Raw genomic sequence first — 23,897 nt, 5'->3', positions numbered from 1 at the left:
GTTAGGTAACAGATTGTTTCCTCCTTCATGACAGAGGAGGAACTACCGATGTTTAATTTACAAAGACAAGAAACAAAGCATGCTTATGAGCAAGATAGCATGAAAACAAATAACGAATTATTAGTGGAGGTTGCAACACAAGATGTAAGCTCTGCGTTAAAACTTTTAGAAACAACACAAGATGGATTATCTAAACAAGAAGCGTCTCGTAGACTTTCTTTATATGGTCCGAACGAAATAGCTCATAATAAAATGGCACCGTGGTACATTCAATTTCTGTCGGCATTTAAAAATCCATTTATTTTCGTTTTATTAGCTCTTGGAGCACTCTCCTTTTTCACGGATGATATGCAAGGAACAATTGTCGTATCTGCAATGGTACTACTTAGTGCAACAATTCGGTTTTCCCAAGAATTTCGTTCTCAAAAAGCTGCCGATAATTTAAAAGCTATGGTTCGAACAACTGCAAGCGTATTTAGAATAAATGGATTTGTACATGAAACAAAAAATGTAACGAATTTAAATCGAAATTACACAACAGAAATTCCAATTGAGGAACTTGTACCTGGCGATATCATTTCCCTTTCAGCCGGTGATATCATTCCAGCTGATGTGCGTATTGTATCCGCTAAAGATTTATTTGTTAATCAATCTTCTTTAACAGGGGAAGCATTTCCTGTAGAAAAATACGAACACTGCTACCATACAGAAAATAAGCATATCTTACCGACAAACATGAAAAAAAATTACAATCCACTCGATATGGAAAACCTTTGTTTCATGGGAACAAATATTGTAAGTGGTAGCGCAAAAGCTGTTGTCATCTCAACAAGTACCGATACGTATTTCGGCTCTTTAGCCAATAAGGTAATTGGAAAGCGTGTAGAAACAAACTTTGATAAAGGTGTAAACAAAGTAAGCTGGCTCTTAATTACATTCATGCTTATTATGGCACCTATTGTCCTTCTCATTAATGGATTCACAAAAGGTGATTGGCAAGAAGCTTTCTTCTTCGCTATTGCCGTCGCTGTTGGCCTTACACCTGAAATGTTACCAATGATTGTAACTGCTAATTTAGCTAAAGGTGCCGTTAAAATGTCTAAACAAAAAGTAATTGTAAAACAGCTAAATTCTATTCAAAACTTAGGTGCTATGAACATTCTTTGTACAGATAAAACCGGAACTTTAACAGAAGATAACGTTGTCCTTGTTCGTCACTTAGATCCCAAGGGAAATGAATGCAATCGCGTCTTGCAATTTGCCTATTTAAATAGTTTCTATCAAACTGGATTGAAAAATTTAATAGATAAAGCTGTTATTAAGCATACAGAGGAAAACAATACATTTAATCCATCAGCTTTTCAAAAGCTAGATGAAATTCCATTCGATTTCGCCCGCCGGCGTATGTCAGTCATCGTAAAGGATATTTCAGGTGAACATACAATGGTTTGTAAAGGTGCCGTAGAAGAAATTTTATCAATTTGTAACTACACTGAAGTGGATGAAAAAATCGTTCCACTCACCCAGGAAATACGTTCAAATGTCAAAAAAATAAGTGAGACACTAAATAGTGAAGGTATGCGGGTTATTGCTGTGGCTTATAAAAAAGATAGAAGAATAAATGATACAGAGTACGCAGTAAAAGACGAAACTGATATGATTCTCGCTGGATATATCGGCTTTTTAGATCCACCGAAACCATCTGCAGCAGCTGCAATTCAAGCATTACAAAAACATGGTGTACAAGTGAAAATTTTAACTGGCGATAACGAAATTGTTACAAGAAAGGTTTGTAAAGAAGTTGGATTAGATATCTGCGAACCAATCCTCGGTTACGAGATTGATTCTTTACCAGATAAAGCATTAGCAAGACTTGCCGAAGAAACGACTGTATTTGCGAAGCTTAATCCCATGCAAAAATCTCGTATTATACACGCATTACAAGGAAATGGACACACTGTAGGTTACATGGGAGACGGCATTAACGATGCTGTAGCATTACGTGAAGCTGATGTCGGAATATCTGTTGATACTGCTACTGATATTGCGAAAGAAGCTTCCGATATTATTCTACTCGAAAAAAGTTTAACTATATTAGAAGCAGGGATTTTAGAAGGACGTACTACATTCGGAAATATTTTAAAATATATTAAGATGACAGCTAGCTCTAACTTCGGTAATGTGTTTAGCGTGTTAGTAGCAAGTGCTTTCATTCCTTTTTTACCGATGCTTGCCATTCATCTTTTAATTCAAAACTTACTTTATGATATTTCACAACTTTCTATTCCATGGGACAAAATGGATAAAGAGTTTCTAGAAAAACCACGAAAATGGGATACTGCAAACTTACGAAACTTCATTATTTGTATCGGCCCAATTAGTTCTATATTTGATATTATCACATACGTAGTCATGTGGAATGTATTTGGTGCAAATACACCGAGCGAGCAATCATTATTCCAGTCCGGTTGGTTTGTCGTTGGGTTGTTAACACAAACTTTAATTGTTCACATGATAAGAACACAAAAGATTCCATTTATTCAAAGCACTGCATCAACACCAGTCGTTTTATTAACCGCTCTTATTATGGCAATCGGGATTTATATTCCATTCTCACCACTTGGTGCAGCCGTTGGTTTACAAGCATTGCCACTTAACTATTTCCCTTGGTTAGTAGGAATACTATTAGGCTACGCTTTTTTAACACAATTCCTGAAAAAGCTTTATATTAAAAAGTTTCATAGCTGGTTGTAAAAATAAGAATGAGTGGGTATCCCCCGCTCATTCTAAAAAACATAACACATATTATATATGGAGGTGACCATGATGGTATGGTACGACATTGTATTCAGGTTAGTTATAGCAATTATTGTAGGAGCTTGCATTGGAATGGAAAGACAATGGAGACACCGAATGGCTGGGTTACGGACAAATGCTCTCGTATCACTTGGTGCCTGTATACTTGTTTTATTATCCGTCATGCTTGATCATGATGCTAGCCCATCCCGCATTGCTGCTCAAGTCGTTAGTGGTATTGGATTTTTAGGGGGTGGCGTTATTATCCGCGATGGTTTTAGTATTAGAGGGCTAAATACAGCAGCTACTTTATGGTGTGCAGCTGCTGTCGGTACTCTTACAGGCGCCGGTTTCCTCGTTGCAGCTATATTAGGTGCAGCAGGCGTGTTACTAGCAAATATACTTCTTCGCCCAATTGCTCTTTTTATGAATAAAAAATCAAAAGAAGAATCACCAGAACAAACGAACTACTTACTTTCCCTTACTTGTTCAGAAGAAAATGAAGCACATATTCGTTTTTTACTTATGCATATGGTAAGTACAGAAGGAATCGGTTTAAAAGAGTTGTATAGTGAAGACGTAGATTCTAATCAAAAGGTGTGTATACAGGCTACATTACATTGCAAGACAAATGCGGCTATCTTAATTGAAAAAATAGTAAGTAGAATGCTATTAGAATCTGGCGTTACTGGAGCTGGATGGAAGACTTCTTTAAATTTAGAAGCGAGTTAACTAGGAAAGGTGTCATGATTTTACTACTTCATGACACCTTCTACATAAACTTATTTTCTAACTTTTGTTGAAACGACTTCTCTTGCTTACGTAGTAGTTGACTACCTCGTTGTAAAATCGGTGTTCCATACTTATCGTTAATTTGATCAATGACAGCAAGTAGTGGTTCTTTTTTCGCATCCTCTTCAAATGAAAATAAATCTAATTGTTTCACCGATTCTGTCTTCCACTCTATTTCAGTAGCTGTAACACCTAGTAAACGAACGGAATCACCATCCCAATGTTGCTTCCATAAACGGGATGCTGCTTGAAAAATATCGCGTTCTTCCCAAATTGCATTTTTCAATTGCTTACTCCGTGTTACTGTTCGCCTATCATGGTATTTAATCATAATTTGAATATTATAGCTAACAAGGGTTCGCTTTTGTAATCTTTTACTCACTGATTTTGATAACCGTTCTAACATATCAAGTAATTCTTTCTCTTCATCCATATCCTTTGAAAAAGTCATCGAGTTACCGACACTTTTATGTTGGCCCATTTGACTCGGATCCACTTCCCTATCATCCGTACCTTTTGCACGCTTTTGTAAATCAATACCGTGCTTGCCAATTTTAGCGCGAATGATATGCTCGTCTCCCTTCGCTAACTGTTCAATTGTATGTATATGAATTTCATTTAATTTTTCAGCTGTTTTTTCTCCAATCCCATGCATTGCTTCAACTGAAAGTGGCCAAATCATTTCTGGAATATCACGTTTTCGAAGTACGGTAATACCGAGAGGTTTTTTCATATCAGAAGCTGTTTTTGCTAGGAAAAGATTTGGAGCGATTCCGATACTACACGGAAGCTGCAACTCTGTTAATAGTGCTTGTTGAATCATCTTTGCTATTTCAAGAGGCGAACCAAGTGCGTAGCAATCTGTAATATCTAAATATCCTTCATCTATTGAGACTGGTTGTATCTTTTCTGTAAAACGAGAAAGGACTTGAAACATTTGAAATGAAGCTTCGCGATATAATGTGAAATTAGGACGCCTTACAACTAATTGCGGGCATAACCTTTTCGCTTCCCAAAGGGGCATCGTCGTACGTATTCCGTATTCCCTCGCCTCATAACTACATGTTATAATAATTCCTTTTCTCTCTTTTTCATTTCCAGCAACCGCTAATGGCTTTCCTTGTAATGATGGATCATGAGCAATTTCAACAGATGCGAAAAAGCAATTCATATCTACATGTAAAATAACACGACCATTTTTCGGATACATTTCTCGCATAGTACTCACTCCCTAATCAGAACGTTCGTTCTTTTATTATATCAAATTTTGCACAATAGTTATAATAATTACTTGTTCTTTTTTATAATCGATATAAATCGAAACTTTAATCAACTCTCACTAATCGGACTTTTACGGGCAGCAGGGCCCCCACCTAACTTCTTTACTTTCGCTGAATTTTGAGGTAGGGGTCTTACTGTCCGGCAAATAGCGGGATAAACTCAACTATACATTCCTTGTAGTTATATTAATCATTGCAATTAATTATTTACTACTTCCGATTTTCAATATGAATACGTTAAGGTTATTCCCTCGTCTAGTACATGTAGCAACAACGTATATACTTCCATAGTTTTTCTTATATTCGCTTATACGTCTTGTCAAAGCAATCGAATCAAAATAAAAAGCGTGTAAATCATAATTGATTTACACGCTTTTTCTATTCCATTACTTCGCTACTTCTTCAATAATTGCAACAACTAATTCTGCTGTTTTTGCTAATTCTTCAACAGGAATCTTCTCGTTTGTTGTATGAATTTCTTCATAACCAACCGCTAAGTTAACTGTTGGGATACCATGTCCTGCAATTACGTTTGCATCACTTCCGCCACCACTTTGATGAAGAGAAGGTGTACGACCAATTTTTTCAGCTGCACGTTTTGCAACTTCTACAACGTGATCGCCATCAGCAAATTTAAATCCTGGGTACATAACGTTTACTTCAACGTCTGCATGACCGCCCATTTCTTTTGCAGTTGTTTCAAATGCTTCTTTCATTTTCGCAACTTGTGCTTCCATTTTCTCATTAATTAAAGAACGAGCTTCTGCAAAGATTTGTACATGATCGCAAACGATATTCGTTTGTGTACCACCTTCAAAACGTCCAATATTTGCAGTCGTTTCAGAGTCAATGCGACCAAGTGGCATCTTCGCAATTGCTTTCGCTGCGATAGTAATTGCAGATACACCTTTCTCCGGCGCTACACCAGCGTGAGCTGTTTTCCCGCGAATAATTGCGTTCACTTTCGCTTGTGTTGGAGCTGCAACAACGATTTCACCAACTTTTCCATCGCTATCTAATGCGTAGCCATATTTCGCTGTAATACGCTCACGGTCTAATGCTTTTGCACCAACAAGACCTGATTCTTCTCCGACTGTAATAATAAATTCTATTTTACCATGAGGGATATTTTTCTCTTTTAAAACACGGATCGCTTCGAACATTGATGCTAATCCAGCTTTATCATCCGCACCTAAAATTGTTGTACCATCTGATACGATATATCCATCTTTAATAGAAGGCTTAATTCCATTACCAGGAACTACTGTATCCATATGAGAAGTAAAGTAAATTGTATCAACACCATCTTTTGTTGCTGGTAAAGTACAAATTAAGTTACCTGCACCATGACCAGTTACAGCCATTGTGTCATCTTCAAATACTTCTACACCTAAATCTGTAAATTTCTTCGTTAATACTTTGCAGATTTCTGCTTCAAATTTCGTTTCAGAATCTACTTGTACTAATTCCATAAATTCATTTACTAAACGTTCTTGATTAATCATAAGACTGCGCCTCCTGCACTACCATTATGTATGTAACACTATTAATTATAACAGAATTTCGCAAAAGTTTCGAAATACAAGACAAAAAACAGATGGTTTACATGTCTAGATAACCATCTGCTTTCTATTACTCATTTAACAATACCCAGCGCATATGATCTTCCCACACGCCATTTACCATTAACATCTTCCTAGACACGCCTTCATATTGAAAACCTATCTTTGTTACTACTTGTATAGATGCTAAATTACGAGGCATAATCGGAGCTTCTATACGATGTAACTGAAATTCCCCAAAAGCAACTTGAATTGCTTTTCTAAGCGCTTCTGTCGTATACCCTTTGTTTAACTCTGCTTTATCTAATTTATAACTGAGTACACAAGATTGATAAATGCCACGAACGATTAAATTAAATGAAATACACCCAATTATTTTCGTATCATCACCCTTTTTAAAAATCCATAGTCTGATGATTTTCCCTTCTTCGAACTCTTTTCTATCCTTTTGCAACTTTTTCTTTTGATAATCTAGCGTAAAAAAATCATCCGGTCTATACTCTTCCCAAGCTTTTAAAAATTCACGATTTCTGTCGTAATATTGAAGAACTGTTTCAGCATACGACTCATCAATTTCCCTTAAGTATAAACGATCTGTTTCGTATATTTTCATCATCGTATCTCCATTCTTCAGCTTGCCCAACTAAAAATTAACAATATACCCTTTTACTATATTCTCTATACACACTCAAATTTCCTGTTATATTTTGCAATCCCCTCCCGAATTTTGTCCTCACTCTCCCCTTGTCCATAATTTCATTTCTCGTTACAATGAAATTGTACTGATTTGCAAGGAGGTATAACGATGCATAAAAAAGCTCAAAAAGTTATGGTTTATGTGATGCTGATTTCTATGCTTGTAACAACATTACTTGCTGGCGCGAGTATGTTTTGGTAAAAAGGGCGATGTGTTCGTCCTTTTTTTACTTTTTACACATGACAAAATAAACCATCTCGATATCGAGATGGTTTATTTTATATAAAACACAATCGCTACAATACTAAAGGAAAATGACATTACAAGTGCTATTACAAAACTTGTATATTGTTTCTGCTGAAATGCTCCAATAACAAAAGTTAGATTAAGTAATGCCATACATACAATTGCTACAAGATAAGAACATATATTAAAAGTTGCCAATATGAATGTAATAACAAATAGAAATCCCATAAAAAACTGCATATACGAAAGTTTTGGATTCAAGTACATATGAGCAACCCCTTTATCTAATTTTATCTTTCTATATTCTCATTAACGCACGGTTATGTACACATGTCAAGACAACTTATTATAATAGAAAAAGCCAACCTTTTCGTTGGCTTTTTCATATGCAACGGCTCCTTTTTCTTTTGCCAATTGCTGAAATGATTTTTTCGATTTCACAATCCATACTTTCGTTCCAATTGGAATGCGATCAAACAAATATTCCACATCGTTTTTCTTCATTCTTATACACCCTTGTGAAATATACTTTCCAATTGAACTCGGTTGGTTTGTTCCATGTATTCCATATTTACTTCCATCAGTTCCTCTTGCATTAAATCCAATCCACCTTGACCCAAGTGGATTTTTTGGCGACCCACCTGGAATATCCTTCGCAATATAATACGGATCCTTCGCTTTCATTACAACATCAAAAGTTCCTTCTGGAGTTAATTCATTCGTTTTCCCTGTCGCTACTGGAAAAACCTTTTGAATCTTTCCATCGTCAATGTAAGCTAATTTATTCGTTGCTTTATTTACAATAATAAAAGGATCTCCGGCACGTGGATTATCCCCAAGAGGCCAAATCGGCGATAAAGAAAGACATAATATGATAGAGAGAAGATACGGCATAGATAATTCCTACCTTCTATATAAGTTCTTTTATATTATCCTTTCCCTTAAAGCGACTTTTAATGAGTAAATATTGTTCCATTTCATACACAAGTTGAACAAGTTTCGCACGTATCTCAAATTCTTCGCGTGTAGCTGGTAATGGCATGTCTCTAAATAATTCCCTCATTTCTTGAAGCTGCCTTAAGGAAATAACGCCAGTACTCTCAGGGCTAATAGCATTACCAATGTTTTCAACAACATCTGCAATCATATCAGCTTGTTCATATGTCCATGATAAAGAAGCTGCTAGTGGTATCATTCGCTCTAAAATTTCGAATTGTTGCATACGCATATTAAAATAACGATAGTAATAATCATCTTCTCGCATAAATGCATTCTCAAGTTTTTTAAACGATAAATCTCTTGCTTCATTTAACATATTCTCGGTTTCAATGAGTTCTGCCCCACTCCAACTACTTTCTCGATTTCGTAAATACACAACCATTTCAAACAAAATCGTTTTAAAATTGCTCTCTATTTTATCCTGATACTCTTTTAGCTTATTTTCACTACTCGGCATATACATATTTACTAATAACGCCACGCTAATCCCTATCGTTAATATAGCAATTTCATTTCCAACTATAAGCCATGTAATTTGCTTCAATGAATATAGATGCATAACAATAACTGAACTCGTGACAATGCCTTCTTGAATTTTAAGCATTACTGCAGTCGGAATAAATGTAAGTAACAATATGCTAATTGCAAGTGGTGTATAGCCGATCGTTTCAAAAATACAAAACGCGAATACCATTGATAATACACAAGCTAGAAAACGATGTAACGACACTTGAAGCGATTTGCGCTTCGTATTTTGTACACATAAAATAACTAAAATACCTGCTGAACTATAAAATTCCAACCCTAATAACTGAGCAATAAAAACTGCCGCGCCTGTCCCTATTGCTGTTTTTACTGTACGGTATCCAATTTTAAACATATCATTACTCCTATATGTATAAACGTATTTACAGCTAGTATAAAAAAAGGATGACACAATGTCATCCTTTTCTACTTATTATTCACATAACCTTTTCATATTACAATATTTTTTGTAAAAATTGTTGCGCACGTTCACTTTTCGGCGCTGCAAAAAATTCTTCTGGCGCACTATCTTCTACAAGCTTTCCTCCGTCCAAGAAAAGAACACGATCTGCCACTTCTTTTGCAAAGCCCATTTCATGTGTAACGATAGCCATCGTCATTCCTGTCGTAACTAACGATTTCATGACTTCTAACACTTCTTTCACCATCTCTGGATCTAGCGCCGATGTCGGTTCATCAAATAACATAACTTCGGGTTCCATTGCTAACGCTCTTGCAATTGCTACACGTTGCTTTTGTCCTCCCGAAAGACGATTTGGATACGTATCTTTTTTATCTACTAGTCCAACCTTTTCTAAAAGTTTCTCAGCTTTCTTTTCAGCTTCTTGCTTCGTTACCCCTTTTACATTGGTAGGAGCATACGTAATATTTTCTAATACAGTCATATGAGGAAATAAGTGAAAATGTTGAAATACCATACCGACATTTTCACGAACATGCATAACATTCGTTTTCGGATTCGTTACTTCTTCCGTTCCAATCCAAATGTGACCATCCGTTGGTGCTTCTAACATATTCATACAACGTAAAAATGTTGATTTTCCTGATCCAGAAGGTCCTATAATTGCAACTACTTCCCCTTTTTCAATCGTTGTTGTAATTCCTTTTAATACTTCGTTTTTACCAAATGATTTATGAAGGTTTTCAATTTTAATCACTTTTCTTCATTCTCCCTTCAATTGCCTTCCCGACTAATGTAAGAATAATGACTAACATATAATAAATCAGTCCAACAAAAAGTAATGGTTCAAGATATTTAAATGTCTCACCGCCTACGATGTAAGCACGACGCATTAAATCAGTCGCGCCTATTACTGTTACTACAGCCGATTCTTTCGTAAGTGTCGCAAATTCGTTCACAAGCGCTGGTAATATATTTTTTAATGCTTGAGGGAAAATAATATTTCTCATCATTTTTCCGTATGGTACCCCTAAAGCCATTGCTGCTTCTGTTTGTCCTTTATCCACCGCTTGAATACCAGCACGAATTACTTCTGACATGTATGCACCTGAATTCAAGCTAAATGCAAGTACAGCAGCTAAGAATGCTGGTATTTCATAACCAATTATTTGCGGGACACCGAAATAAATAATCATTAATTGCAATACAAGGGGTGTACCACGAAAAATTGATGTATAAAAATCTGCTGCTATATTTAATGCTCGTATTCTAGCAATTTTACAAAGTGCTAATAGCGTTCCTAAAATAAATCCTGCTAAAGCTGATACTGCTACAATTTTCAAAGTAACTTCTAAACCTTTTAGTATATATGGTATCGAAGGCGTAATCGCCGAAAAATCTAAGTTCATTCTTTTCATTCCCCTCACAGAAAAGTGAAAGGCAGCTTATTTTCCGCTGCCAAACCATTTCTTCACTAATTTATCCATTTCTCCATTTTCTTGCATTTTTTTAATTACTTTATTAAATTCAGCTGTTTTATCACTGTTTTTCGGAAGGGCAATTGCTGCTCCAACTTCTTCTGGCGCTTCTTTAATTTCAACTCCTTGTAAATCTTTCATTTTCTCTAAATAATTTTTAGCAACTGTGTCTTCTATAATTGCAGCGTCAAAACGACCAGCTTTAATTTCTTGTACGATTTCTGGTATACGGTCACGTCCCTCAACCTGGAAATCTACTTGTTTTTTAAATTCTGCTGCTTTCTCTTCTTGAATAGACCCTGTTTGTACTCCTACTTTTTTCCCTTTTAAATCCTCTACAGATTTAATGTTAGAATCCTTTTTAGAAACGACCATATTTTTCGCAACAAAATAAATATCTGTAAAATCAACATTATTTTTACGCTCTGCAGTTGGCGTCATGCCTGCCATTACGAAATCAACTTTTCCTGAACTAAGAGATGCTAATAAACCACCAAAATCCATATCTTTCACTTTCACTTCATACCCAAGTTCTTTTCCGATATATTTAGCAACATCAACATCAAAGCCGATAATTTCATCGCTCTTTGACGCATCTACATATTCATAAGGTTTATAATCTGCTGAAGTTCCCATTACGAGTACTTTTTTATTTCCTTTTGTTTCTTTCGATTCCCCATTACTACAAGCGCTGAATATACTTACAATTAAAATAAGTGCAAACGATATTGATACTAACTTCTTCATCTTTCTTCCCCCTAATGATGTATATTTAAAAGTTTAATAGAATATTTATTCGATGTTTGTATTGTATCAGCACTTTTATTTTTATGCAATATATAAAATAAAAATAAATAACAAAACAATATAAATGCTATTTTTTATGTATAAAATGATGCATAAAATAACACAACTATGCATATTCCATAAATTTTAATAATAAATAAAAAAGGCGGCACATCCACTTGATTGTGGACGTGCCGCCTTTTCTCTTATTTTTTATAGTTCTTCACAATTCTCTTCAAAATATGATTGTAGTTTCGCAATAACTTGCATCGGTTCATGACCTTCAATTTCATGACGCTCTACCATCGTTACAATTTTTCCATCTTTTAATAAAGCAAATGATGGAGAAGAAGGTGGGTACCCTTCGAAATATTCACGCGCTCTTGCTGTCGCTTCTTTATCTTGACCTGCAAACACCGTTACAAGGTGGTTAGGACGTTTATCATAATGTACGGAATGCGCAGCAGCAGGACGAGCAATACCACCTGCACAACCACATACAGAGTTTACCATTACAAGTGTTGTTCCATTTCTTTTAAACGCTTCTTCTACCGCTTCTGGCGTCGTCAATTCTGTATATCCAGCAGAGACAATCTCTTCACGCGCTTGGCGGACAACATCATTCATAAAAAAGTTAAAATTAATCACTCTTTTCCCTCCTCTAAAACTACCTATTTGTATCTTACCAGTTAATGTTTATGAAATACAAGTAAGTTTACTTGTATTTAAGTATAGAAAAGGTGTTAGAGCTCTTGCTCTAACACCTTTTCTTTAATGACCACGATGTTTTTGCTTTGCTTTTTGTACTTTCATTAAACGTCTTCTTTCTTTTTCAGCTTCTCGCTTCTCTTTAGACTGCACTTTCTTTTCTTGTTTATGCAATTCATAAGATAAACTAATCGCCTCTTGCGCCTTAGTAAAACGTTTAATATTTATTTCTTTTGCTGCTTGTCGTATGATACGCTTTATGTTTTTAGGACGCTGTTTTTCTTTAACTTCTACACCACATTTTGCAAAGTGCTGAAAATGCTCTAAAAGTGAACCATTCACAAACATAAGCACTTCTTCATCTGACGGTTCCGCCCCAAAAATATACCTCGCCCCATACAATTTCCTTTGTTCTTTACATGTAATGATTCCAACAAAAAATTGGCCATCGTGATATACTGTCAAATCCATTGACAGCCCCTCCTTTAAAAGATTAGAAATACAGGACATCCCGGAGGGGAAGGTTACTGACATGAAATCATGCGTCTGGACTACCAACCAGAACTGTGTTTTTGTATTTCTTTCACTATGATTATATCTTTTTTTCCATAATCTTCATATATTCAGCAATCATTTTTTTATGCGATCCTACAATATAGTCAGGTAGTTCTGTTACTGAAAAGAATTTAAGCTGAACTGCTTCTTCTTTATTCATAACAAAATCCCCTTCGTATTCATCTGTATAATAGGCGGTTGTTACAGATTGAAATTCATCACCGTTTGCTAATTTTGTAAAGTAGTTCGCTCCAGAAAATACATTGATTAGTCGCAAGTTCTTCACTTTTATTCCTGTCTCTTCATATACTTCACGATAAGCTGTTTCTTCTGGTGATTCACTAAGCTCCATTAGCCCGCCAGGTAGCCCCCATTTTCCGTACGGCTCTGTCCGCTGCTGCAATAAAACATATCCATTTTCATTTATAATGAGTACAACAGCACCAACTAAAATTAAAGGGCGATGACCAACTATTTTTCGTAATTCTTCTACATATCCCACCGTATCGCCTCCTTTTTCGTTGTCCACACTATTGTATCATATGTTCGAAACGACAAAATGCGTATATTTTTCATTTTTTTAACAAAATATTTATTTTATGTGATTCATCTACTGTAGCTAACATAATAGATTCCACTTCTGTACTCTCCTCTAGAAATTCTCTCGCCCAAGCTTCTGTTTTTCCTAATAATGCAAGAACATCTTTCTGTATCCTCCCATCCTTTACTAATACAAAAGAAACTGGAGATTTTTTTCCCGCCACTTTAAGATCAAGCCGCGAAACTGCTTCATATTCTGGATACCGAAATATAGAAACGACACCGTTTGCTTCCCATAATGCTAATTTAATCGTTTGAATATCGCTCACATTTCGCATACGAAGTTCCGAAAACAAATATTCCACGGTAATTCTCGCCTTTTTCAAATTGCTAAAATCAATGGAACCATTATGTATAAGAATGATAGGTGCTGGCTCTAAAAAACGTCTCCATCTATCCCATTTCAGCATTAAAACTGAGCTTATAATATGAAGTACAACGAGTATGAACGTTGTAATCATCGAGCCCAGTAACCCTACTTTTTCATCAGACAATGCGTTAGAAATATTCCCACCAAGCAATAACACTAATACAACATCTAAAAAACGAAGTTGTGCGATAGACCTTTGTCCCATCGCTTTCGCAACTAATATTAAAAATATGTATGCTATAATAGCCCGAATAACCCATTCACTACTAGAAAGATGCCGTGCTCCTTCAAAAATATGCATATGCATCACTTTGCACTCCTTACCCGTCTCAAACTGCTAACCTGTTTTAGTTTGCAACGTTTATGAGCATATATGTAAAAAAAGCTGGTTCGTTTAAAAACGAACCAGCTTTTTTTACTTAACTGAAAACATATATTTTTTATACGTTTTCCGTACCGATAGTATGAGCCCCATCATAATCATATTCGAGAATAAGGAACTTCCCCCATACGATAAGAAAGGTAATGCAATACCTTTTACAGGCATTAATCCAACAATCATACCGATGTTTTGGAATATTTGAACTGTTAATATACCGATCGATCCAGCGCATAATAATGTACCAAATAAATTATCAGCGGAATAACCAATAATAATTGTTCGATATAGTAGTAATAGGAACAAGAAGACAACTAAGGCTGCTACGATAAATCCACCTTCTTCGGCAATTGTAGCGAAAATAAAGTCAGTATGCTTCTCTGGGATATAGACGCTTCCTCCCCCAAACCCTTTACCTTCCATTCCTCCACTACCTACAGCTAAAATCGATTGTTGCGTTTGATAACCTTGATCTGCATTTTCAAATGGATTTAACCAACCTACAATACGCGACTGTTGGTGAGGTTTTAGTAAAGTAACTAAATTATTATAGAAAAAATCTTGATACTTAAAGAAAATAAATATTAAAGCAGATAATATGGTCAACGGAATAACTGTACATAATGCTATCAATTTCTTTTGAATACCTGACATAAATAGAATACATGCAATAGCAGCAGCATATAAGAACACCATACCTGTATCAGGTTGACTATATACAACCGCCATAGGTGGAAGTGACACTAGCATAATTTTACCTACTAGCTTTAAATCTGTTTGGAATGTCCTTGCCATATACTGTGCATTATGTTTTACTGCTATACTCGCTACTACAAGTAGCAATGCAATTTTGAAAAACTCAGACGGCTGAATTTGTCCAAATACTGGGAAAACAAACCATCTTTTTGCACCTAATTTTTCAGGTGTAAAACCTGATGGTGGTAATACTTTCAAAAGAATAAGTGAAGCAAACCCAGCAATATAAAGCGGCCAAGATAATTTTTGTAACTGATCTAAATCAATGCTTGCAACAAGAAGTAACAATACAACCCCAATTATGTAGTTAACACCTTGTTTCATAGCAAAGTTTGCAGCTCCATACTGTCCCGTTTGCTGACTGCTATATATAGCAGCTATACTCGTCACACATAGTGCACACAAAATTAAAATTAATTTTACATCTAAACTTTTTAGAAACTCGGTACTTCTTTTCATGACATCCTCCTGAAACATTGTTACGGCAAAAATAAAAAACCAGGAGTCAACATTCTTCATGTTTTGACGACTGATTACACATTATCTATAAAACACTTATATAGAATAACTCTCTTTTTCATACAATACAATATATTATACTACAGTTTCATCAGTAAGATTTGCCAAAAAATTATTCTTTTCTTATTTTATATCCATATACCATATATCAGCAATGTATTTTCGTAAATTCCTAATACATAATCGTTTATTGTAAGATTACTGGGAAAGATATTTATACATATAGTAGGATGTAGATGAAGAAATAAGATAATAAAAAGCTCGCATAAGCGAGCTTTTTATTAATATACAGATGTATTATTTTCTGACATGTTTTCTAAAATTTCTTTAACACGCCCTAAGAACTTACCACAAATTAAACCATCAAGTACTCGGTGATCAAGTGATAAACATAAGTTAACCATGTCACGAGCACCGAACATACCATTATCCATAATTACTGGGCGCTTTACAATTGATTCAACTTGTAAAATAGCCGCTTGCGGGTAATTAATAATACCCATAGATTGAACAGAACCGAATGATCCTGTGTTATTAATTGTAAATGTTCCACCTTGCATTTCGTCTGCTTTTAACGATTTCGTACGTACTTTTCCTGCAAGTTCTGTAATTTCACGAGCGATACCTTTAATTGTTTTCTCGTCCGCTTGCTTAATTACTGGTACAAATAGTTCTTCCTCTGTTGCAACAGCGATAGAAAGGTTAATATCTTTCTTCTGAACAATTTTATCGCCAGCCCACATTGAATTAATTTGAGGATACTCTTTTAACGCTTGTGCTACTGCTTTTACGAAGAAAGCAAAGAACGTTAAGTTAAAGCCTTCACGCTTCTTAAAGTCACCTTTAATTGAGTTACGGTATGACACAAGGTTTGTCACATCTACTTCAATCATCATCCAAGCATGTGGTGCTTCATGTTTACTACGTAACATGTTTGCTGCGATCGCTTTACGCACACCTGTTACTGGAATTTCGATATCTCCAGGCATTGTAGGTACAGAAACTGGTTTCGCAGCTTCTACTTTTTGCGCTACTGGTGCTGCTTTTGGTGCTTCTGGGCGAGCTTCTACTACTGCCGCTACAGCTTCCTCTTTCTTCGCTGCACCTGCTTGCGGAATATTTCCAGATTCCACTAGCTTTAAAATATCTTTACGAGTGATACGGCCGTTTGCTCCCGTACCTTCTACTAGATCTAAATCAACGTTATGCTCACCCGCAAGTTTTAACACAGCTGGTGAAAAACGTGGTTTTCCATCAGTTGGTTGTTTTACTTTCGGTGCTTTTTCAGACGTAGCTACTTCTGCCTTTGGTTCTTCTTTCGTTTTTTCTTCAACAGCTGTTGCTGCTACTTCATCTGCGCCTTCTACTTGAATCACACAAACTACTTCACCTACAGCTAACGTATCACCTTCACCAGCGATTAACTCTTTTACAATCCCCGTGAAAGAAGATGGTACTTCAGCATTTACTTTATCAGTCATTACTTCTGCAAGCGGATCATACTTGTTTACGTGATCGCCAACATTAACGAGCCATTTACTAATTGTGCCCTCTGTAACGCTCTCCCCGAGCTGAGGCATTGTAATATTTTCTACAGCCATGTATAGTCCCCCCGATTAAAATTCCGCAAGTTCACGCATTGCTTTTTCAACTTTATCTGGATTTACCATAAAGAATTTTTCCATTGTTGGTGCATATGGCATTGCTGGAACGTCTGGACCTGCAAGACGTGCGATTGGCGCATCTAAATCAAATAGACAGTTTTCAGCAATAATTGCTGCCACTTCACTCATAATGCTTCCTTCTTTATTGTCTTCTGTTACAAGAAGAACTTTACCTGTTTTAGAAGCTGCTTCAATGATTGCTTCTTTATCTAATGGATATACAGTACGTAAATCAAGAATGTGTGCAGAGATGCCATCTTGTGCTAACTTTTCAGCCGCTTGAAGAGCAAAATGAACACATAATCCGTACGTGATAACTGTAATATCATCACCTTCACGTTTTACATCTGCTTTTCCGATTGGTAATACGTAGTCATCCTCCGGCACTTCACCTTTAATTAAACGATATGCACGTTTATGTTCGAAGAATAATACTGGATCTTCATCACGAATGGCTGCTTTTAATAAGCCTTTTGCATCATATGGTGTAGAAGGGATAACGATTTTTAAACCTGGTTGGTTTGCAAACATCGCTTCTACAGATTGTGAATGATACAATGCACCGTGAACACCCCCGCCAAATGGTGCACGAATTGTAACTGGACAAGTCCAATCATTATTAGAACGATAACGAATTTTTGCTGCCTCAGAAACAATTTGGTTTACTGCTGGCATGATGAAATCAGCAAACTGCATTTCAGCGATTGGACGCATACCATACATTGCCGCACCAATTGCTACCCCAGCAATTGCAGATTCTGCAAGCGGTGCATCAAGCGCACGATCTTCACCAAATTGATCATACAAACCGTGTGTCGCTTTAAACACGCCACCTTTTTTACCAACATCTTCTCCTAAAACGAATACTTTCTCATCGCGTTCCATTTCTTCGCGCATTGCTAATGTAATAGCATCAATATAAGACATTACAGCCATGAAACGTTCCCCCCTATTCTGCGTATACGTGCTTCAATGCATCTTCAGGTGCTGCATACGGAGCATTTTCTGCATATTCTGTTGCTTCATTTACGATATGCATAATTTCGTCTAACATTTGTTTTTCCGATTCCTCAGTTAATACACCAGCTTCTTTTAAATAAGCCGCGAATGTTATAATTGAATCTTTTTTCTTTGCTTCTTCTACTTCCTCTTTATCACGATAAACACGATCATCATCGTCACTAGAATGTGCTGTTAAACGATATGATACTGTTTCAATTAAAGTTGGGCCTTCACCACGGCGACCGCGATCTGCTGCTTCTTTTACAGCTTTATATACTGCAAGCGGATCGTTTCCGTCTATTGTATATCCAGGCATACCGTAACCAATCGCACGATCTGATACGTTTTTACATGCTAATTGTTTTTCAACTGGAATAGAGATTGCATATTTGTTATTTTCACACATAAAAATAACAGGTAGTTTGTGTACACCAGCAAAGTTTGCCCCTTCATGGAAGTCACCTTGGTTTGAAGAACCTTCTCCAAATGTAACGAACGTTACTAAATCTTTCTTCTCCATTTTTCCAGCTAATGCAATACCAACTGCATGTGGTACTTGCGTTGTTACTGGAGATGAACCTGTAACAATACGATTTTTCTTTTGACCGAAGTGACCAGGCATTTGACGACCACCAGAGTTTGGATCTCCAGCTTTCGCGAAAGCAGACAACATAAGCTCTTTAGCTGTCATACCAAATGCTAGTACAACACCCATATCACGGTAGTATGGTAATGCATAATCTTTCTCTCTATCAAGAGCGAACGCCGCTCCAACTTGTGCAGCCTCTTGTCCTTGACAAGAAATTACGAATGGAATTTTACCAGCACGGTTTAATAACCACATACGTTCGTCGATTTTACGTGCAAGTAACATCGTACGGAACATTTCTAATACTTGCTCATCACTTAAGCCAAGCTCTTCATGGCGCTTTTCTTTTACTTCTGCCATTTTTCATAACCTCCTAAATCCACATTTTTATGCGTGTAACGCTCTTCCATCTACAGCAAGTGCTGCTTCACCAATCGCCTCAGATAATGATGGATGCGGATGAATTGTATGTGCTACTTCCCAAGGTGTTGCATCAAGTACTCTTGCAAGACCCGCTTCAGAAATCATATCTGTTACATGCGGTCCAATCATATGAACACCAAGAATGTCATTTGTCTCTTCATCAACTACAAGTTTTACGAAACCATCTGATTCTCCGTATACAAGTGCTTTTCCGATTGCGCGGAATGAGAACTTACCTACTTTTAACTTATAGCCTTTTTCTTTCGCTTCTTGTTCTGTTAAACCGACAGAAGCAACTTCCGGACTGCTATATACGCATTTTGATACCATAGAGTAATCGATTGGTGTAACTTCTTTCCCTGCAATATGTTCTACTGCAGCAATTCCTTCGTGAGAAGCAACGTGAGCGAGTTGCAGGCCACCGATTACATCTCCAATTGCGTAAATATGCGATTCTTTCGTTTGATAAAACTCATTTGTTTGAATGTATCCTTTTTCCACAACGATATCTGTATTCTCTAAGCCAATATTTTGCGTATTCGCTTGTCTTCCTACAGATACAAGCATTTTTTCTGCTTTAAATTCTTTATTTTCACCGTTGTGTTCAGCTTGGATTGTTACTCCATTATCTTTTACCAATGTTTCTGGTAATACTTTTGCACCAGTTACCACTTTAATACCTTTTTTCTTGAATAGACGTTGCATTTCTTTTGAAACGTCTTGATCTTCTAGTGGTAATATCGTTTTCGCATACTCTAATACTGTAACTTCTACACCGAAGTCAGCAAGCATAGATGCCCACTCAATACCGATTACACCGCCACCAACGATAATAATCGAACTAGGAAGCGTTTCCATTTTTAGAGCATGATCTGAAGACATTACGTACTCTCCGTCTAATTCTAAACCTGGTAATGAATTTGGACGAGAACCTGTTGCAATAAGTACATTTTTTGGAATTAACATTTCATTCTCTTCTCCACTTGCAAGTTCAACTGAAATTGTCCCTGGCATCGGAGAGAAAATAGATGGGCCAAGAATACGGCCAATACCTTCAAACACATCAATTTTACCTTGTTTCATTAAATGTTGAACGCCTTTATGAAGCTGCGTTACTATCTTCTCTTTACGCTCTTGTACTTTCGCAAAGTTTAGTTCTACATTGCTTGCAATAACTCCGAACTCTTCGCTTTTTTTAGCAGTTGCATATACTTCCGCACTACGTAAAAGAGCTTTACTAGGAATACATCCTTTGTGTAAACAAGTACCACCAAGATTTTCTTTTTCGACTAGTGCAGTTTTTAACCCTAGTTGTGATGCACGAATTGCAGCAACATATCCACCAGTACCGCCGCCAACGATGACTAAATCATATTCTTTTGCCATTATCTCAACCCCTAGCTACCGTTTCTTTTTCACGTACAACGTATTCTTTTGGAGCTTCTTCTTCACGTAATACACGAAGTGCTCCTTCTGCTAACGCTTCTAACTCATCTTCGCCTGGATGTACGATAACATCTGCAATCCAGTCCACTCGCTCTTTTATTTCATCGACAAGAATTTTACTGTATGCCAGTCCACCAGTTAATACGATTGCATCGATTTTCCCGTGAAGTACAGCGCTAGCTCCGCCAATCTCTTTTGCAACTTGATATGCCATTGCTTTATAAATAAGAGTTGCTTCAGGATCACCTTTTTCAACCATTTGCTCTACTTTAATCGCATCATTTGTACCGATTAAACTTACAAGTCCACCTTGTCCGACAAGTTTTTTAATCATTTCATCACGGTAATACTCACCAGAGAAACACATTTCTACTAGTTGCCCTACTGGTACTGTACCAGCGCGCTCTGGACTAAATGGTCCTTCTCCGTTTAAACCGTTATTCACATCGATTACTCTTCCTTTTTTATGAGCACCAACTGTAATACCGCCACCCATATGTGTAACTAATAAATTTAAATCCTCGTATTTGTGATTTAACTGTTCAGCTACTTTACGAGCAACTGCTTTTTGATTTAATGCATGGAAGATACTTTTGCGTTCCATACCAGCAATGCCACTTATACGAGCAACCGGCTCCATCTCATCTACAACGACAGGATCTACAATGAATGCAGGAATGTTTAATCCAGAAGCAATTTCATATGCTAAAATGCCTCCAAGGTTTGAAGCGTGATGACCGCTAAAGCCATTTTTCAAATCTTCTAACATCGCATCGTTTACTGTATACGTACCGCCTTCGATTGGACGAAGTAATCCACCACGCCCACAAACAGCGTTTAATTTTGAAATGTTAATACCATGAGAATGTAGAACTTCTAAAATCGTTTCTTTTCGAAACTCATATTGGTCGATAATTCTCTTATATTTTCCAATCTGTTCTACGTCATGACGAATCGTTTCTTCTAGAACGGGTCTTTCATTATCAAAAACACCAATTTTTGTGGATGTACTACCTGGGTTAATAACAAGAATTCGATTTACAGACAATGTTGCTACCTCCACTAATAAATTCAAAAGGAAGTGGAAACCTCATAAGAGGTAACCACACCTTTTGTAAAAGTTATATATGAATGATTAGCGACGGCTAATAATATCGTGACCGTTGCGTAAGTAAGTGCTACGAGAATTCTTCAAGCTTGCAATGCGCTCTTCAGCTAGACGATCTGCGGCTACATAAGTTGCTATGCCATCGCGTTTTGAAATTTCGATTACTTTTGCAATCGTGTCATAAATAGACTCAACACGTTTTAGTGCACGTTCTCTATTGTATCCATATAATTCGTCTGCTACGTTAATTACGCCACCTGCATTAATTACATAATCTGGTGCGTATACAATACCCATTTCATGAATGATGTCACCATGACGATCTTCTTTTAATTGGTTATTTGCAGAACCTGCGATTACTTTTGCTTTAAGTTGTGGAATAGTTTCATCATTAACTGTTGCGCCTAGTGCACATGGTGCGTAAATATCGCATTCAACACCGTAAATTTCATTTGGTTCAACTGCTGATGCACCGAATTCTTCTACAGCACGTTGTACAGCTTCTTTATTAATATCTGTAACGATTAATTTTGCTCCTTCAGCGTGTAAATGTTTGCATAGGTGATATGCTACGTTACCAACGCCTTGAACAGCAATTACTTTTCCTTCTAAATTGTCAGTACCGAAAGCTTCTTTTGCAGCTGCTTTCATACCACGGTAAACACCGTATGCAGTTACCGGAGATGGGTTACCAGAAGAACCGAATGATGGTGAGATACCTGTTACAAAGTCAGTTTCTTCATGGATAATATCCATATCATCTACTGTTGTACCAACATCTTCAGCTGTAATGTAACGTCCGTTTAGTCCTTGGATATAACGTCCTAGTGCACGGAACATTGCTTCGCTCTTATCTTTACGAGGATCACCGATAATTACTGTTTTCGCACCACCTAAGTTTAAACCAGCTGCTGCGTTTTTGTATGTCATCCCTTTTGCAAGACGCAATGCATCTTCAATCGCCGCTTCTTCAGAATCATATGTCCACATTCTTGTTCCACCAAGAGCCGGTCCAAGTGTTGTATCATGAATTGCAATAATTGCTTTTAAACCAGATTCTTTATCTTGACAAAATACTACTTGCTCATAATCATATTTTTCTAAGTATTCGAAGATTTCTAATGTCATTGTCGTTTCCCCCTAATGTTTTACCCTTTTTGGTTTATTTTGAAGCAGTCGCAACTGCCAATGCTAATGAATATACTTTTGTTTCTGCTGAATCAGCACGAGATGTTAAAACGATCGGTGCTTTTGCGCCAGCAATCATTGCTCCTACTTTTGCATCCGCAAAGTATACGAGTGATTTATATAGCACATTTCCAGCTTCAATCGTTGGGACGAGTAAAATATCTGCCTTACCTGCTACATCACTTACTATGCCTTTATGCTCTGCTGCAATTTGTGATACTGCATTATCTAAAGCAAGTGGTCCATCAACGATACAATCTTTAATTTGTCCGCGGCGATTCATTTGTGTTAACATCGCTGCATCAATTGTCGCCTGCATCGCTGGATTCACAACTTCTACTGCTGCAATTGGTGCCACTTTTGGCAAGTCGATTCCTATTGCCCGGGCAACTTCTACAGTATTTTGTATAATAGCAGCTTTTTGTGTTACATCAGGTGCGATGTTCATCGCTGCATCTGTAACGAAAATAAGACGATCGTAATTTGGAACTTCAAATGCTGCTACATGTGAAAGTACGCTACCTTTACGTAGGCCCCACTCTTTGTTTAACACAGCCTTCAAAATATTCGCTGTTGGGATGTTCCCCTTCATAAGCACGTCTGCTTCACCATTTCTCACAGCTTTAACAGAAAGTTCTGCAGCCTCTGCACTAGACATTGCTGCAATCACTTGAACATGTTCTGAAGTTTGTAAACCATGTTCTTGTAGCATCCCCATTATTTTTTCTTGATTTCCATATAGACGAAATTGAGCTAACTGTAATTTAATTGCTTTCGCTACAGCTTCAATTACTTCATGATCTTCAGCTACTGCTACAGCTACAGTTTTTTTAGGCTGCCCTGCTGCTTGATCAATTAAGTATTCTAACTTCATATTTTGTAATCAACCCTTTCCGTCGTCCCTCGTCTATTTATAAAGCAAATACCGTGCCAACTTTTAAAAGTGGTCTTACCAATAATGAAAACGCATTCAAAATGCAGTAAAATCAATACTTTGGAAAATAACAA

General features: G+C 36.8%; 24 protein-coding genes. 3 read left to right on the top strand and 21 right to left on the bottom strand.

Annotated elements, in window-relative coordinates:
- Positions 1-48 precede the first annotated feature (48 nt).
- Positions 49-2,754 carry a magnesium-translocating P-type ATPase gene (mgtA, locus tag IQ781_RS22395; RefSeq protein ID WP_063220767.1) on the top strand — a complete coding sequence of 902 codons (2,706 nt, stop codon included), beginning with the start codon at positions 49-51 and terminating at the stop codon, positions 2,752-2,754.
- A 72-nt stretch (positions 2,755-2,826) separates the two neighbouring features.
- Positions 2,827-3,528, top strand: coding sequence for an MgtC/SapB family protein (locus tag IQ781_RS22390; RefSeq protein ID WP_065382236.1), 702 nt, complete (start codon positions 2,827-2,829; stop codon positions 3,526-3,528).
- Positions 3,529-3,568: 40 nt separating this feature from the next.
- Here the strand turns inward: IQ781_RS22390 and IQ781_RS22385 are convergent, their stop codons facing one another.
- The 3 genes from IQ781_RS22385 to IQ781_RS22375 form a co-directional block, all read right to left on the bottom strand.
- Complete coding sequence (locus IQ781_RS22385) at positions 3,569-4,807, bottom strand: DNA polymerase IV (RefSeq protein ID WP_001208858.1); 1,239 nt, start codon at positions 4,805-4,807, stop codon at positions 3,569-3,571.
- A 447-nt stretch (positions 4,808-5,254) separates the two neighbouring features.
- Positions 5,255-6,373: a tripeptidase T gene (locus IQ781_RS22380; RefSeq protein ID WP_000609803.1), complete on the bottom strand. Its 1,119-nt coding sequence runs from the start codon at positions 6,371-6,373 to the stop codon at positions 5,255-5,257.
- A 127-nt stretch (positions 6,374-6,500) separates the two neighbouring features.
- Positions 6,501-7,046: a GNAT family N-acetyltransferase gene (locus IQ781_RS22375; RefSeq protein ID WP_001987197.1), complete on the bottom strand. Its 546-nt coding sequence runs from the start codon at positions 7,044-7,046 to the stop codon at positions 6,501-6,503.
- A gap of 189 nt (positions 7,047-7,235) precedes the next feature.
- On the opposite strand from IQ781_RS22375, the gene prli42 reads away from it, so the two are divergent.
- Positions 7,236-7,328: a stressosome-associated protein Prli42 gene (gene prli42 / locus IQ781_RS22370; RefSeq protein ID WP_000549040.1), complete on the top strand. Its 93-nt coding sequence runs from the start codon at positions 7,236-7,238 to the stop codon at positions 7,326-7,328.
- 72 nt (positions 7,329-7,400) lie between these two features.
- Here the strand turns inward: prli42 and IQ781_RS22365 are convergent, their stop codons facing one another.
- The 18 genes from IQ781_RS22365 to yqiS all read right to left on the bottom strand — a co-directional run bounded on the left by IQ781_RS22365 (position 7,401) and on the right by yqiS (position 23,763).
- Positions 7,401-7,640, bottom strand: a complete 240-nt coding sequence (locus tag IQ781_RS22365) for a DUF3894 domain-containing protein (protein ID WP_000281167.1) — start codon at positions 7,638-7,640, stop codon at positions 7,401-7,403.
- Between the two features lie 66 nt (positions 7,641-7,706).
- Positions 7,707-8,267 (bottom strand): L,D-transpeptidase, encoded by a 561-nt coding sequence (locus tag IQ781_RS22360; protein WP_001146566.1) that lies wholly within the window; start codon positions 8,265-8,267, stop codon positions 7,707-7,709.
- Positions 8,268-8,283: 16 nt separating this feature from the next.
- The gene (locus IQ781_RS22355; protein WP_000472671.1) at positions 8,284-9,252 is read right to left on the bottom strand and encodes an aromatic acid exporter family protein; all 969 of its coding nucleotides are present in this window, start codon (positions 9,250-9,252) and stop codon (positions 8,284-8,286) included.
- A gap of 100 nt (positions 9,253-9,352) precedes the next feature.
- A complete protein-coding gene (locus IQ781_RS22350) occupies positions 9,353-10,075 on the bottom strand; it encodes an amino acid ABC transporter ATP-binding protein (protein WP_000590206.1) in 723 nt (240 codons plus the stop codon).
- Complete coding sequence (locus IQ781_RS22345; RefSeq protein ID WP_001046916.1) at positions 10,068-10,727, bottom strand: amino acid ABC transporter permease; 660 nt, start codon at positions 10,725-10,727, stop codon at positions 10,068-10,070. The genes IQ781_RS22350 and IQ781_RS22345 overlap by 8 nt, the downstream gene beginning before the upstream one ends.
- Positions 10,728-10,763: 36 nt before the next feature.
- A complete protein-coding gene (locus IQ781_RS22340) occupies positions 10,764-11,543 on the bottom strand; it encodes a transporter substrate-binding domain-containing protein (RefSeq protein ID WP_000737675.1) in 780 nt (259 codons plus the stop codon).
- Between the two features lie 252 nt (positions 11,544-11,795).
- Positions 11,796-12,209 (bottom strand): BrxA/BrxB family bacilliredoxin, encoded by a 414-nt coding sequence (locus tag IQ781_RS22335; RefSeq protein ID WP_001979317.1) that lies wholly within the window; start codon positions 12,207-12,209, stop codon positions 11,796-11,798.
- Between the two features lie 144 nt (positions 12,210-12,353).
- On the bottom strand, positions 12,354-12,761 hold the full coding sequence (locus tag IQ781_RS22330) for a YjdF family protein (protein WP_059303461.1): 408 nt from the start codon (positions 12,759-12,761) through the stop codon (positions 12,354-12,356).
- Between the two features lie 121 nt (positions 12,762-12,882).
- Entirely contained in the window at positions 12,883-13,347 is a 465-nt protein-coding gene (locus IQ781_RS22325) for an NUDIX hydrolase (RefSeq protein WP_000542536.1), read from the bottom strand.
- A 70-nt stretch (positions 13,348-13,417) separates the two neighbouring features.
- On the bottom strand, positions 13,418-14,122 hold the full coding sequence (locus tag IQ781_RS22320; protein ID WP_000550974.1) for a DUF421 domain-containing protein: 705 nt from the start codon (positions 14,120-14,122) through the stop codon (positions 13,418-13,420).
- Positions 14,123-14,230: 108 nt separating this feature from the next.
- Positions 14,231-15,409: an FtsW/RodA/SpoVE family cell cycle protein gene (locus IQ781_RS22315; protein ID WP_000831181.1), complete on the bottom strand. Its 1,179-nt coding sequence runs from the start codon at positions 15,407-15,409 to the stop codon at positions 14,231-14,233.
- A gap of 341 nt (positions 15,410-15,750) precedes the next feature.
- Entirely contained in the window at positions 15,751-17,070 is a 1,320-nt protein-coding gene (locus IQ781_RS22310; RefSeq protein ID WP_000257660.1) for a dihydrolipoamide acetyltransferase family protein, read from the bottom strand.
- A 15-nt stretch (positions 17,071-17,085) separates the two neighbouring features.
- Entirely contained in the window at positions 17,086-18,069 is a 984-nt protein-coding gene (gene bfmBAB / locus IQ781_RS22305; protein ID WP_000290071.1) for a 3-methyl-2-oxobutanoate dehydrogenase subunit beta, read from the bottom strand.
- Between the two features lie 13 nt (positions 18,070-18,082).
- Positions 18,083-19,084: a 3-methyl-2-oxobutanoate dehydrogenase subunit alpha gene (gene bfmBAA / locus IQ781_RS22300; protein WP_000852551.1), complete on the bottom strand. Its 1,002-nt coding sequence runs from the start codon at positions 19,082-19,084 to the stop codon at positions 18,083-18,085.
- Positions 19,085-19,111: 27 nt separating this feature from the next.
- On the bottom strand, positions 19,112-20,533 hold the full coding sequence (gene lpdA, locus IQ781_RS22295; RefSeq protein ID WP_001051289.1) for a dihydrolipoyl dehydrogenase: 1,422 nt from the start codon (positions 20,531-20,533) through the stop codon (positions 19,112-19,114).
- Positions 20,534-20,537: 4 nt separating this feature from the next.
- Entirely contained in the window at positions 20,538-21,641 is a 1,104-nt protein-coding gene (gene buk / locus IQ781_RS22290) for a butyrate kinase (protein WP_000115781.1), read from the bottom strand.
- Positions 21,642-21,728: 87 nt separating this feature from the next.
- A complete protein-coding gene (locus IQ781_RS22285; protein ID WP_000171355.1) occupies positions 21,729-22,829 on the bottom strand; it encodes a leucine dehydrogenase in 1,101 nt (366 codons plus the stop codon).
- A gap of 34 nt (positions 22,830-22,863) precedes the next feature.
- Positions 22,864-23,763, bottom strand: coding sequence for a phosphate butyryltransferase (gene yqiS, locus IQ781_RS22280; RefSeq protein WP_000764678.1), 900 nt, complete (start codon positions 23,761-23,763; stop codon positions 22,864-22,866).
- Positions 23,764-23,897: the final 134 nt, after the last annotated feature.

Origin of the sequence: Bacillus sp. N447-1, from assembly GCF_022701035.1 — a bacterium.
GTDB classification, from domain to species: domain Bacteria; phylum Bacillota; class Bacilli; order Bacillales; family Bacillaceae_G; genus Bacillus_A; species Bacillus_A cereus.
Note: the sequence above shows the minus strand (reverse complement) of the source record. Positions and strands in the feature narration are given on the sequence as shown.

Excerpts from the sequence above, each read along its gene's own strand:
- bfmBAA (WP_000852551.1), bottom strand. The coding sequence starts at position 19,084 with ATGGCAGAAGTAAAAGAAAAGCGCCATGAAGAGCTTGGCTTAAGTGAT.
- IQ781_RS22340 (WP_000737675.1), bottom strand. The coding sequence starts at position 11,543 with ATGAAGAAGTTAGTATCAATATCGTTTGCACTTATTTTAATTGTAAGT.
- IQ781_RS22345 (WP_001046916.1), bottom strand. The coding sequence starts at position 10,727 with ATGAACTTAGATTTTTCGGCGATTACGCCTTCGATACCATATATACTA.
- IQ781_RS22360 (WP_001146566.1), bottom strand. The coding sequence starts at position 8,267 with ATGCCGTATCTTCTCTCTATCATATTATGTCTTTCTTTATCGCCGATT.
- IQ781_RS22365 (WP_000281167.1), bottom strand. The coding sequence starts at position 7,640 with ATGTACTTGAATCCAAAACTTTCGTATATGCAGTTTTTTATGGGATTT.
- IQ781_RS22315 (WP_000831181.1), bottom strand. The coding sequence starts at position 15,409 with ATGAAAAGAAGTACCGAGTTTCTAAAAAGTTTAGATGTAAAATTAATT.
- IQ781_RS22320 (WP_000550974.1), bottom strand. The coding sequence starts at position 14,122 with ATGCATATGCATATTTTTGAAGGAGCACGGCATCTTTCTAGTAGTGAA.
- IQ781_RS22335 (WP_001979317.1), bottom strand. The coding sequence starts at position 12,209 with ATGAATGATGTTGTCCGCCAAGCGCGTGAAGAGATTGTCTCTGCTGGA.
- lpdA (WP_001051289.1), bottom strand. The coding sequence starts at position 20,533 with ATGGCAAAAGAATATGATTTAGTCATCGTTGGCGGCGGTACTGGTGGA.
- yqiS (WP_000764678.1), bottom strand. The coding sequence starts at position 23,763 with ATGAAGTTAGAATACTTAATTGATCAAGCAGCAGGGCAGCCTAAAAAA.
- IQ781_RS22285 (WP_000171355.1), bottom strand. The coding sequence starts at position 22,829 with ATGACATTAGAAATCTTCGAATACTTAGAAAAATATGATTATGAGCAA.
- IQ781_RS22375 (WP_001987197.1), bottom strand. The coding sequence starts at position 7,046 with ATGATGAAAATATACGAAACAGATCGTTTATACTTAAGGGAAATTGAT.
- IQ781_RS22390 (WP_065382236.1), top strand. The coding sequence starts at position 2,827 with ATGGTATGGTACGACATTGTATTCAGGTTAGTTATAGCAATTATTGTA.
- IQ781_RS22380 (WP_000609803.1), bottom strand. The coding sequence starts at position 6,373 with ATGATTAATCAAGAACGTTTAGTAAATGAATTTATGGAATTAGTACAA.
- mgtA (WP_063220767.1), top strand. The coding sequence starts at position 49 with ATGTTTAATTTACAAAGACAAGAAACAAAGCATGCTTATGAGCAAGAT.
- IQ781_RS22330 (WP_059303461.1), bottom strand. The coding sequence starts at position 12,761 with ATGGATTTGACAGTATATCACGATGGCCAATTTTTTGTTGGAATCATT.
- IQ781_RS22310 (WP_000257660.1), bottom strand. The coding sequence starts at position 17,070 with ATGGCTGTAGAAAATATTACAATGCCTCAGCTCGGGGAGAGCGTTACA.
- prli42 (WP_000549040.1), top strand. The coding sequence starts at position 7,236 with ATGCATAAAAAAGCTCAAAAAGTTATGGTTTATGTGATGCTGATTTCT.
- bfmBAB (WP_000290071.1), bottom strand. The coding sequence starts at position 18,069 with ATGGCTGTAATGTCTTATATTGATGCTATTACATTAGCAATGCGCGAA.
- IQ781_RS22385 (WP_001208858.1), bottom strand. The coding sequence starts at position 4,807 with ATGCGAGAAATGTATCCGAAAAATGGTCGTGTTATTTTACATGTAGAT.
- IQ781_RS22355 (WP_000472671.1), bottom strand. The coding sequence starts at position 9,252 with ATGTTTAAAATTGGATACCGTACAGTAAAAACAGCAATAGGGACAGGC.